At 59.5% G+C, this 11730-nt stretch carries 11 protein-coding genes; 7 read left to right on the top strand and 4 right to left on the bottom strand.

Annotated features, from left to right (window positions below; all coding sequences use genetic code 11):
* Positions 1-415: peptide-methionine (S)-S-oxide reductase (locus ACFFAR_RS13060; protein WP_375507976.1), on the top strand; the 415-nt coding region annotated here is incomplete at its 5' end.
* A gap of 37 nt (positions 416-452) precedes the next feature.
* Here ACFFAR_RS13060 and ACFFAR_RS13055 read toward each other — a convergent pair.
* Genes ACFFAR_RS13055 through ACFFAR_RS13045 form a run of 3 tightly spaced genes read right to left on the bottom strand, consistent with a single transcriptional unit; the run spans position 453 to position 4430 of the window.
* Entirely contained in the window at positions 453-1730 is a 1278-nt protein-coding gene (locus ACFFAR_RS13055) for a c-type cytochrome (RefSeq protein WP_174362784.1), read from the bottom strand.
* A gap of 8 nt (positions 1731-1738) precedes the next feature.
* The gene (locus tag ACFFAR_RS13050) at positions 1739-3973 is read right to left on the bottom strand and encodes a molybdopterin cofactor-binding domain-containing protein (RefSeq protein WP_174362783.1); all 2235 of its coding nucleotides are present in this window, start codon (positions 3971-3973) and stop codon (positions 1739-1741) included.
* A gap of 1 nt (position 3974) precedes the next feature.
* Positions 3975-4430, bottom strand: a complete 456-nt coding sequence (locus ACFFAR_RS13045) for a (2Fe-2S)-binding protein (protein ID WP_062170689.1) — start codon at positions 4428-4430, stop codon at positions 3975-3977.
* Between the two features lie 205 nt (positions 4431-4635).
* On the opposite strand from ACFFAR_RS13045, the gene ACFFAR_RS13040 reads away from it, so the two are divergent.
* From ACFFAR_RS13040 to ACFFAR_RS13030, 3 genes are all read left to right on the top strand, one after another.
* Positions 4636-5133: a DUF305 domain-containing protein gene (locus ACFFAR_RS13040; protein WP_174362782.1), complete on the top strand. Its 498-nt coding sequence runs from the start codon at positions 4636-4638 to the stop codon at positions 5131-5133.
* Positions 5130-6590, top strand: a complete 1461-nt coding sequence (locus ACFFAR_RS13035; protein WP_375507975.1) for a YncE family protein — start codon at positions 5130-5132, stop codon at positions 6588-6590. Before ACFFAR_RS13040 ends, ACFFAR_RS13035 begins: the two co-directional genes overlap by 4 nt.
* Positions 6591-6849: 259 nt before the next feature.
* Positions 6850-7176 (top strand): DUF4148 domain-containing protein, encoded by a 327-nt coding sequence (locus ACFFAR_RS13030; RefSeq protein ID WP_174362780.1) that lies wholly within the window; start codon positions 6850-6852, stop codon positions 7174-7176.
* Between the two features lie 137 nt (positions 7177-7313).
* Here the strand turns inward: ACFFAR_RS13030 and hmpA are convergent, their stop codons facing one another.
* Complete coding sequence (gene hmpA, locus ACFFAR_RS13025; RefSeq protein ID WP_375507974.1) at positions 7314-8495, bottom strand: NO-inducible flavohemoprotein; 1182 nt, start codon at positions 8493-8495, stop codon at positions 7314-7316.
* 117 nt (positions 8496-8612) lie between these two features.
* On the opposite strand from hmpA, the gene norR reads away from it, so the two are divergent.
* The 3 genes from norR to ACFFAR_RS13010 form a co-directional block, all read left to right on the top strand.
* The gene (norR, locus tag ACFFAR_RS13020) at positions 8613-10202 is read left to right on the top strand and encodes a nitric oxide reductase transcriptional regulator NorR (RefSeq protein WP_174362778.1); all 1590 of its coding nucleotides are present in this window, start codon (positions 8613-8615) and stop codon (positions 10200-10202) included.
* Between the two features lie 472 nt (positions 10203-10674).
* Positions 10675-11289 (top strand): c-type cytochrome, encoded by a 615-nt coding sequence (locus tag ACFFAR_RS13015; protein ID WP_082771531.1) that lies wholly within the window; start codon positions 10675-10677, stop codon positions 11287-11289.
* Positions 11290-11325: 36 nt separating this feature from the next.
* Positions 11326-11730, top strand: a 405-nt coding sequence (locus ACFFAR_RS13010) for a c-type cytochrome (RefSeq protein WP_375507977.1), incomplete at its 3' end; no start/stop codon positions are given.

The raw sequence follows: 11730 nt of genomic DNA, 5'->3' as shown, positions 1-11730 counted from the left end.
TCATGCTGAGTCGGTGCAGATCACTTACGATCCAACCAAAGTCACATACGGCCAATTGCTGCAGATCTATTTCTCGGTTGCGCACGATCCGACCGAACTCAACCGGCAAGGCCCGGATAGCGGCACGCAATATCGTTCGGCGATCTTTCCGGCGAACGACATGCAAAAGCAGGTGGCGCAAACCTATATTGCGCAGTTGAACAAAGCGCATGCGTTTCCAGCGCCGATCGTGACGCGAACCGACGCGCTCAAGGGCTTTTATCCGGCCGAGTCTTACCATCAGAATTACCTGACGCTGCACCCGGATGCGCCTTACATTGCGATCAACGATCTGCCCAAGGTCGAAAATCTCAAGCGTTTGTATCCGACGTATTATCGGGACCAGCCGGTGTTGTTGAAGGTAGCATCGGAATAAGAAAAATGGCGGCGGATAGTTCATCCGCCGCCATTCTTCACTGCGCAGCTTGCGTCGATTTTCTCAGCTTCGCAACATCAGCCGGTGCAACGGCAGGCGCGCCGTTGTTCCAGCCCGCGCGAATGAAAGTCAGCACATCGGCGATTTGCTGATCGCTGAGGACCGGTGCGTACTTGGGCATCGGGTACGCGGCCGGAATGCCCTGGATCACGAGATCCTGCGTGCCGTTCAGCGTGACGTTGATCAACGACGAAGCATCCTTCTCCATCAGGTTCGGATTACCCGCAAGCGGTGCGAGCAGCGGGGCGAACGCCTTGCCGTCCACGCCATGACAATGCATGCAGTAGGCGGTGTAGACCTTCGCGCCGCCATCGTTGGCGGGATGCGCGAGCAGCGCCGTGGTCGCCTTCGCATCGTATGCGTAAGCGGTCGCGTTGGTGCCACCCGCTGGCGGCAACGACTTCAGGTAGGTGGACATGGCGGCCAGATCCTGATCGTTCATGCCTTGCGTGCTGTGGTTGATCACGTCGGTCATGGACCCGAACGCCGTTGCATGCGCGTTCGCTCCGGTCTTCAGGAACTGGGTCAGGTCCGCATCCGACCAGCGCCCCAGACCGACGTTATGCTCGCCAGTCAGGTTCGATGCAAACCAGCCGTCCAGCACGCCGCCCGTAAGCCATGCGCCACCGCTTTCATCGAGCGCCTTCTCCTGGAACGCAATACCGCGAGGCGTATGGCATGAGCCGCAATGCCCGAGTCCCTGGATCAGGTACGCACCGCGATTCCACGCAACGTCTTTCCCGTCCTTGTCGCGATAAACGCCTTTATCGAGGAACACCATGTTCCAGAATTTGAGCGGCCAGCGCATGTTGAGCGGGAACGGAATATCCGGCGCACGATTTGCCTGGTTGACCGGCGCCACGCCCTTCATGAAGTAGGCGTAGAGCGCCTTGACGTCGTCATCGCGAACCTTGGTGTAGGACGGATAGGGCATCGCCGGATAAAGATTGTGTCCGTCCTTCGATACCCCCTGACGCACCGCCTTGTCGAAATCCTCCTCGGTCCAGTTGCCTATGCCCGTCTGCGGGTCCGGTGTGATGTTGGTCGTGTAGATCTTCCCCATGGGCGTGGTCATGGGCAGGCCGCCGGCGAACGGTTTGCCCTTGGGCGCGGAATGGCAAGCCACGCAATCGCCGGCTTTCGCGAGATACGCACCACGGGCGACAAGCGGGTCGTCTGTCGGCGCAGCAGCATGCGCAAGCATGGGCAAGCTGAAGGTGAGGGCGATCGCAGAAACGAGTTGTTTGATCATCATGTGTGCCCTCACGCGCTCAGCAGTTGACGGCCCACGGGCAACTGCCGCAGACGTTTGCCGGTAGCGGCGTAGATCGCGTTGGTCAGCGCGGGGGCGAGTGCTGCCGTCCCCGGTTCGCCGATCCCTCCGGGCGCTTCGCTGCTCTTGACTATGTGTACCTCGATGGGGGGTGTCTGGTCGATCCGCAACATGCGGTAGTCGGTGAAGTTGGCTTGCTCGACACGGCCGTCCTTGATCGTGATCTCGCTATAAAGCGCCGCCGTGATGCCGAAGATGATGCCGCCCTGGATCTGCGCTTCCACCGTATTCGGATTCACGACCATGCCACAATCGACCGCGCATACCACGCGATTGACGGCCACTTCGCCGTCGCCGTCCACGGTTACGTCGACCACCATGCCGAAGAAGCTGCCGAACGCGTGCATGACCGATACACCCCGGCCCTGACCCTTCGGCGACGCGGTGCCCCAGCCGGCTTTCTGCGCGGCGACATCGAGCACGTTCTGCGCGCGCGGTGTCTTGCCGAGCAGGTCACGCCGATATTTTACCGGGTCGACCTTGGCCTGAGCCGCGAGTTCGTCCATGAAACTTTCGACTACGAAGGTACCGCGCGTCGGACCTACGCCGCGCCAGAACGCGGTGGGAATGTCCATGGGTTCCTGGCGCACATAGTCGATGAACTGATTCGGCAAGTCGTAGGGCAGGTCGGCGGAGACTTCCACTGCGTCCGGGTCGAGCCCGTTCTTGAAGGCGGGCGGTGCGAACCGCGCCATGACCGACGAGCCCACGATCCTGTGTTGCCAGGCGATGGGTTTTCCGTTTGCATCGAGGCCGGCCGAGATCACGTCGTAGTAATACGGGCGATACATGTCGTGCTGGACGTCCTCCTCGCGCGTGTACGTGACCTTCACGGGCGTGCCGACCTGCTTGCCGATCTTCAACGCCTGCTCGATGAAGTCTGTTTCCAGCCGCCGGCCAAAACCGCCGCCGAGCAGATGGTTATGCACGGTGATCTTGTCGGCGGAAAGGCCGGTGATTTTCATGGCGGTATCGACGGCGCGGGTGGGGACTTGCGTGCCGACCCAGATATCGCAGCCATCGGCACGCACGGACACCGTGCAATTCACCGGCTCCATGGTCGCGTGGGCAAGGAAAGGCTGCTGGTACACGGCGTCGACGCGGGTTTTGGCGTCGCTGAAACCCTTCTTGGTATCGCCGTCCTTGCGAGCGACGGCGCCGTCTTTCTTCGATGCATCCGCGAGTTGCTGAACGACCTTCGCTGTCGAAAAGTCTGCACCGCGGCCTTCGTTCCATTTCAGATCGAGCGCAGCGGCGCCGCGTTTTGCGGCCCACGTATGGTCGCCGATGACGGCCACGCCGTTGTCGAACCGGATCACCTGACGCACGCCGGGAATCTTTTTCGCGTTGGTATCGTCAACTGAAACCAGCGTGCCGCCGAACACCGGGCTGTTCACGATTGCGGCATACACCATGCCGGGCAAGCGGACATCGAGACCGAACACCGCCGTGCCGTCAACCTTCTCCGGCGAATCCAGGCGCTTTTGCGCGGTGCCGATTATTTTGAAATCCTTAGGATCCTTGAGCGTGACGTTTTGCGGTGGCGGAAGTTTCGATGCGGCATCCACCAGTTGACCGTAGCCAATGCGCCGGCTGGTTGCCGCATGCACCACTTCGCCACGTTCCGCATGACAGGTTGCCGGTTCGACCTGCCATTGTTGCGCCGCGGCGGAGATCAGCAGCACGCGTGCGGTCGCGCCGGCTTGGCGCATGGGCTTCCACGCATAGCGAATGGACGTCGAGCCGCCAGTCAGTTGGCCGCCGAGCAATGGATCCGTGAAGAGCTTTTCGTTGGGCGGTGCGTGATCGATCACCACGCTGTCGAGCGGCACTTCCAGTTCTTCCGCGATCAACATGGGGATCGACGTGTAGATGCCCTGGCCCATCTCGACCTTGGGAATCACCAGCGTGACCTTGCCGGTTGCATCGATCTGGATGAATGCGTTCGGTTCGAACACACCGCTTTGCGGCGCCTCGTTGGCATCGCCGCCAATCACCGACTTACCCTTGGGCGCTTCGCCCTGGCTTGCGGCCGGCAGGCTGAAACCGAGCATCAGGCCACCGCCCATTGCCGCGCCAACCGACACGCCGAGTTTTAAAAACATACGCCGGTTCACGCCGGCAGGCGCGCGGCGATTTTGTGCTTCCAGCAGTCCTCGCGACATGTCACGCTCCCTTGGCAGCGTGCTTGACGGCGGCGCGAATGCGGTTATAGGTTCCACAGCGGCAGATGTTGCCGGCCATGGCGGCGTCTATTTCGGCATCGGACGGATCGGGGTTCGAGGCAATCAGCGAGGCTGCCGACATGACCTGACCCGACTGGCAGTAACCGCACTGCACGACATCCAGCGCAACCCATGCGTCCTGCACTTTCTTGCCGGCGGGCGTGGCGCTGACCGCTTCAATGGTCGTGACCTTGCGGTTTCCCACGGCCGCAATCGGCAGCACGCACGAGCGCACGGCCACGCCGTCGAGATGGACCGTGCATGCGCCGCATTGCGCGATGCCGCAGCCGAATTTTGTACCTGTGAGACCCACGAGATCGCGAAGCACCCAGAGCAAGGGCATGTCGGGTGGGGCATCGACCGTATGAGAGTCGCCGTTTATGGAAAGGGTGGTCATCTACAACTCCAGTTGTCGTGGGGATTTTTTTTGGGTCTGTCTTCACCGCAACTTCTTATACAAGATTACGACGAATCTCGCCAAATTCACATCAAGTCCATAAATGGCGCTTGTCACCTGGCAAAAATATTCTGGAATAAACCCTTCGCCAATGGGTTAGCGCTGGCATTACCGTCCTTTCAAGCCTTCGTACGAGGTGCACATCATGTCTTCCAATTGCCTTACTGCCTTGCGCGCTCGCTGTGTTGCGTTGGCGGCGGTTCCTGTTGCTGCTGCGACTGCCCTGGGGCTGGGAGTCCTGCCCGCGCATGCCGCTGATACGTCGCAAACAAGCGCCGAAGCGCCATTTCTCGCCGAGAACGACGAAGCAATGACGCGCATGATGGACGCCATGACGATCAAGCCGAGCGGCGACGTCGATCATGATTTCGTGGGCATGATGCTGCCGCATCACCAGGGCGCCATCGACATGGCGCAGGCGGAATTGCGCTATGGGCACAACGAGCAGCTACGACGCATCGCGCAGGAAATCGTCGTTGAGCAGCAGCAGGAAATCATCGCAATGCGCCTTGCATTGGGCCAGCCATTGCCGCCTTCTGCGCCTGCGCCGGATCAAGGGCAAGCACCCGCTTCAACCGTTTCACCCACAACAATGACCATGCCCATGCCGTCGTCCATGCGCATGCAACAGGAGTCGAAATGAAAAAATCCCATGTGTTCTGCGCGGTATTGAGCGCTGTTTCATCGCTTGCGTTTGCAGGCCAGGCGCCCGGACTTGCGTCCGCGCCCGACATGGCGATCAGCCATCACGATCGCGTTTATGCCGCCGAGCAATTCTCCAATACCGTCTCGGTCACCGATCCCGTCGACAACAAACTGGTCGGCGTGATCCGTCTGGGCGATCCGTCGCCGGGCAATTTCAGCCCCTTGTACAAGGGGCAGGTGCTTGTGCACGGCATGGGCTTTTCGCCCGATCACAAGACGATCGCGGTGGTGTCCATCGGCTCGAATTCGGTTTCGTTCATCGATACCCAGACGAACGCGGTCAAGCACGTGACCTATGTCGGCCGAGCGCCGCATGAAGCGTTCTTCACGCCGGACGGCAACGAAGTGTGGGTGACGGTGCGCGGCGAAAACTATGTGTCCGTCCTGGATGGACATACCTACGAAGAGAAGACCCGCATCATTACGCCGGCGGGTCCGGGCATGCAGATCTTCTCGCCCGATGGCAAATACGGTTACGTGTGTTCATCGTTCAATCCGGAAGTCGATGTCGTCTCCGTGGCGGATCACAAGATTGTCGGGAAGGTCACGCAGGTGAGCCCGTTCTGCCCGAACATCGCGGCGACGCCCGATGGCAAGCAAGTCTGGTTCACGCTGAAAGATACCGGCAAGACGCAGGTGTTCGATGCACGCCCGCCGTTCGCCACGCTCAAGGTGATCGATACAGGTCCGATCACCAATCACGTGAACATCGTCCATAACGCCAACGGCACGTTCGCCTATGTGACGGTCGGCGGATTGAATCAGGTGAAGGTGTTCCGCACCGATGACTTCTCGCAGGTCGCGACTATTGATGTCGGTAAGCTGCCGCACGGCATCTGGCCATCGGGCGATGGCACCCGTGTCTACGTTGGACTGGAAAACGCCGACGCCATGGCTGCAATCGATACGCTGACGAACAAGGTCATCGCGACCGTTCCAATCGGACAGGCGCCTCAAGCGGTTGCATACGTGCCTGACGCGGTGCCTGAAGGCGATGGTACGCAGAATACGCAACCGCTCGGGCTTGCAGGCGAAACCGCGCACTTGAACATGGTGGCGGTGGGTGGTGGCAATGCAAGCGGTGGTGCGCCAACCAGCGTTGCACTCTTCGACCAGGGCTTGCTGCAAGTGTTGCAGGCGTCGGCGACGGGCCTGGAGCCCAAGTCGCCCTACGTGCTGGGACTCTCCGATAACCCCGATGGCAGCGGCAAGATCGAATCGCTTGCGAAGTTCATGACGAATCCAGCGGGGTCTGCGATCGTCAACGCTATTGGCCAGATCAGGCAAGTGGTCTTGCCTGGCGCCAACACCGCCAGCGACAAACGGCGTTATCTGGTGATCGCCCCGCAGACGTCGGGCGTGCCGGGAGCAGCGGTGCAAGTGCAGGCCCTTTAAGCGATACCTGTTGGACGACACGCAGGCGTGAAGCCGCCGGAAGCCGAAGCTTCCAGCGGCCTTTTCATAAGCCTCATCTATGTCTTAAACGCTTGCAGTCTCGCAATCCGTCAGCACGACGAAAGCGCGTGCCTCGTGCTTCGAGAATCGCGAACAAATTTTCGAGATCGCAGGAATAAACACAGCGAAGAATGGGTTAGCCCTTGTACCAACCGCATGAAACAAGGTTGGGATACCTCAATCAACCGGAGTAGAGAAAATGAAGAAACTTGCCCTCTTTGCTGTGTCCGCCGCTGTCCTCGTTTCATCGACCGCTTTCGCCCAGGGACTCACGCGCGCCGAAGTGCGCCAGCAGCTTGTCGAAGCGCAACAAAATGGTTCGGAGTACGTGACGGACGCGTCGTATCCGGACGTCAGCCCCGCGTTTCAAAGTCAGTTTGCCAATCGTCAGGAAAGCGCTGCCGCGTATGGCGGTGTTGCGTCCGGCTCCAGCGTGAGCGCACCGCGCATGCCTGTGACGGGATCGCAAGGGCATGGTGCGTGTGTCGGCCCGGTCAGCTTCTGCAATATCTATGCGGGTTCGTAATTCGCAGTTCCTCGTTGATCAAAGGCACGACGCAGGGCGCTCACTTGCTTAAGCGAATGCAGACATGAAAAACAATCAATCGCATTCGCCTGAGCGAACGTCGAGCGAGCAGTAAATGACTAATTACACGGCATGCCTTATTCGAGCGCCGCTGCCGGCCCGAAAAATTCATGACGGGTCTGCGCTTCCGGCACGCCCAGCGCCTTCAACGTCCGTTTCATCGCTTTCATGAACGGTAGCGGTCCAAGGAAATAAGCGTCTACATCACGTGTTTCCGGCAGCCATTTTGCGAGTCGCGCTTCATCGAGATAACCTGTGCCATGGGCCGGCGCATCCCCATTACGCGATTCGGAATAGCAATAAAAGCGCTTCAATCGCGGATGCTTTTCCGCCTGTGCATCGACGAAATCACGGAACGCATGAACACCGCTATTGCGTGCAGCGTGAATGAAATACACAGGGCGCTCGGTTTCAAGCGCGGCTTCGAGCATTGCAAGCGCGGGTGTGATGCCAACGCCGCCCGTGATCAGCACGAGCGGTTTTTCAGTGTGCTTCAGCTTGAAGTCACCCGCGGGCGCAAGCAGTTCGATGGTGTCGTTCTCCTTGAGATTTTCGTGCAGATGCTTCGATACCCGGCCATCAGGCTCGCGCTTCACGCTGATGCGATATTCGCGGCCGTTTGCCGCTGCCGATAATGAATAGTTGCGGCGCACTTCTTCGCCGTCGAGAACGAGTCGCACGCCAATGTATTGGCCTGGCTGGAAGGCGAGCAGTTCTCCGCCGTCATCCGGGCGCAAATAGAACGATGTGATTTCGTCGCTTTCCACAACCTTTTGCGCGACGCGGAACAAGCGCGTCCCGCGCCAGCCTCCCGGCGTGTTTTCACGCTCGACGTACATCGATTCCTCAAGACCGATCAACAGATTCGCGAGTTGGCCGTAAGCGGCAGCCCATGCGTCGATCACGGCATCGGTGGCGATCTCTGCGCCGAGTACTTCACGAATGGATCGAAGCAGACAAGAGCCAACCAGCGGATAGTGCTCGGGCAGGATGTCGAGCGCGACGTGTTTATTCACGATCTGCGAAACCAGATCGCCGAGTTGTTCGAGTTGATCGATGTGCTTGGCGTACATCAGCACGCCGTTTGCCAGTGCGCGCGGTTGCGCGCCGCTCGCCTGATGCGCCTGGTTGAAATACGGACGCACTTCCGGGTGCTCGTTCATCAGGAGCCCGTAAAAGTGTGTGGCCAGCGCCTCGCCGCCGGTTTCAAGAAGCGGGACGGTCGCCTTGACGATGGCACGGTGTTCTGCAGAAAGCATGGCGGAATTCCTTTTTTTGTTGGATTGAGCGGCACAAATCAGGCAGTGGCTATGCCTCTTTACCCAAGTTTCATGCCACACTTGCACCCTATTGAAATCAATGGCTTGCGAAACTGGATGGTTAGAAAGACTCTTGTCAAAAAGACTCGGGATGAAGTCAATATGACCTCGCGGCTCCTGCTCGATGCGCTGGTGCCGCTGATGCAGGATCTGTCGCGCGACCTCTCCGATGCCGAGCGTTATAGGCGCCTGCTGCAGACCATGCGCACGCTGTTCCCCGCCGATGCCGCCGCTTTATTGCGGCTGGAAGGTGACACGCTGGTGCCGCTGGCGACTGAAGGGCTGAGCATGGATACGCTCGGACGCCGCTTTCGTGTCGCGGAACATCCGCGCTTCGTGCAACTGCTCGCCAACACCGGGCCTACGCGATTCGCGTCGGATTCCGATCTTCCCGATCCTTACGACGGACTCGTCCAGGCGGTATCGGGTCATCTCGAAGTGCACGATTGCCTTGGGTGTCCGCTCGTGATCAACGGGCAACCGTGGGGCCTGCTTACGCTCGATGCGCTCGATCCGGCGCGCTTCGACAGCATCGACATGTCGTCGGTCAGCGCTTTTCTGAGCCTTGCGGCCGCGACAGTCAGCGTGGTGGAACGCATCGATACATTGGCCAGGACCAGCGAGGAAGAACGCCGGCGTGCTGAGGCGTACAGGCAAGCGCACGGCCAGAGCCGTCGCACGATGATCGGCAACAGCAAGTCGCACAAGCGCATGATCCAGGAGATCGGCATCGTGGCCGGAAGCGACCTGACCGTGCTGATCACCGGCGAGACCGGCGTTGGCAAGGAGCTCGTTGCGAACGCGATTCACGCGGCGTCCCCGCGGGCGAACAAACCGCTGATCAGCCTGAATTGCGCGGCGCTACCCGATACGCTGGTCGAGAGCGAATTATTTGGCCATGTACGCGGCGCGTTTTCGGGCGCGTCTGCGGACCGGCGCGGCAAGTTCGAACTCGCCGATGGCGGGACGCTCTTCCTCGACGAAGTCGGCGAACTCTCACTGAGCGTGCAGGCAAAGCTGTTGCGTGTCCTCCAGAACGGCCAGCTTCAGCGCATAGGTTCGGATCGCGACCATACGGTGGATGTCCGCGTGATTGCCGCGACCAATCGCGACCTCGTGGAAGAGGTGAGAGCGGGGCGGCTCAGAGCCGATTTTTATCATCGGCTCAGTGTGTATCCGCTGCGGGTGCCACCGTTGCGCGAGCGTGGCCGCGACGTATTGATGCTGGCCGGAAGTTTCCTCGAAGAAAACCGCTCGCGGCTGGGTCTGTCGGGTTTGCGTCTTTCAAGCGATGCGCAAGCTGCATTGCTCGACTACGCCTGGCCCGGCAACGTGCGCGAACTCGAACATCTGGTTGGCCGCAGCGCATTGAAAGCGCTTGCGTCTCAAGCTGAGCCGCCGCGTATCCTGAGCCTGACTGCGGCTCACCTCGGACTCGACGATGCCCAACAGGAAAGCGCGAAGGTGGAGGCTCCCACGCCTCGAACGCCGGTAGAGGACTTCCGCACGGCGGTCACATCGTTTGAGCGAACGGTCCTGCAGAACGCATTGGCGCGCAACAATCAGAACTGGGCGTCCACCGCGCGTGAGTTGCAGCTGGATCGGGCCAACCTCAACCGGCTTGCCAGGCGTCTTGGACTTAAATGAAACTTTGGTCATATGGATGCCATCGTTTCAGCACACCAACGCTCGAACGATTGCATACGTTTTTGATCCGAATTTCGCTAACGAATTACTTTAAAAAATTCGACCTCGTTCAAGCGAAATTCCGCGCATTTATTGATCTCGATCATTGAACGTCAAGGCTCTTCATTTCGGGCTTTTGAATCATTACTTAAATGATTAATAATTCGCGGGGTCATGTGAATCTTGGCTCTCGGCAAAAAGCTTTAAGTGCTTTAAGCTTCGCTGATGCCGCACTCAAGCAAGTTTAAAGTCCAGGCCAACAAATAGCGTCGTATAAGAAATCGCTGTAGCCCATGACTACAGACACAAAAACCCGATTGAGGACACAACGGTGGGCATTCGCAGCGTCGTCATTTCATTAGTGCTGCTCGCGGTATCGAGCGCGGGTGGGCTCGCGGCCGGCGCTCCGCCTGCTGAAAAGGCGCCCGACACCATGCAGGCGCGCGTTCTTGCTTGCGCCGCGTGTCACGGCGCGCAAGGCGAGGGTACGAGCAATGATTATTATCCGCGGCTCTCGGGCAAGCCCGCCGGTTATCTTTACAACCAGTTACTTGCCTTTAGGGACGGCCGCCGGCAGTACCCGCCAATGAATTATTTATTGGCTTATCTCCCGGACGCTTATTTGCATCAGATTGCCGAACATCTTGCCGGCGAGCGGCCGCCTTTTCCTGTACTGCCACCTGTGACCGCCGACGCAGCGACACTCGCACTGGGCAAGTCGCTCGTGAATAACGGTGCGCCGACGCGCAAGATTCCCGCGTGCGCTGCATGTCATGGCGCGGCGCTTACCGGTATGGAGCCTGCCGTTCCGGGCTTGCTTGGCTTGCATGCCGACTACATCACCGCGCAATTGGGCGCGTGGCGTTACGGCACCCGCAAGACGCTTGCGCCCGATTGCATGCATGACATCACCAGCAAGCTTGCCGATCGCGATATCACCGCCATAGCGGCATATCTGGCGTCCTTGCCGGCTCCGGTCGATCCCGTTCCGGTCGCGGCCGGCTCTCTCAAGATGCCGCTCGCTTGCGGCACTGTCCCTAACCCTTAAGGCGAGGAAATCGACGTGTTCAGTTTCCGGACCCTGATGCTTCTCTGCATGTTTGTCGTGGCGTCAAATGCGCAAGCGGCTGACCCGTCAATCGTTGCTCGTGGCGAATACCTTGCGCGCGCCGGTGATTGCATCGCGTGTCATACCGTTCCTGCCGGCAAGCTCTTTGGTGGCGGCCGGCCAATGGAAACACCATTCGGTACGCTCTATACACCGAACATTTCGTCGGATAAGGAGAGCGGTATCGGCAAGTGGAGCTCGGCTGAGTTCTACAACATGATGCACACGGGCAAGTCGCGTACTGGCGAGCTGCTCTATCCTGCCATGCCGTTTGCGTCCTATACGAAAGTGACGCGCACCGATTCCGATGCGATCTATGCGTATCTCTTGTCGACGCCTCCCATTGCGCAGCCTAACCGTGCGCACGAGTTGCGTTTTCCG

The organism is uncultured Caballeronia sp. (assembly GCF_964243625.1).
Lineage (GTDB): Bacteria > Pseudomonadota > Gammaproteobacteria > Burkholderiales > Burkholderiaceae > Caballeronia.
This window is presented reverse-complemented; position numbering and strand designations above follow the sequence as displayed.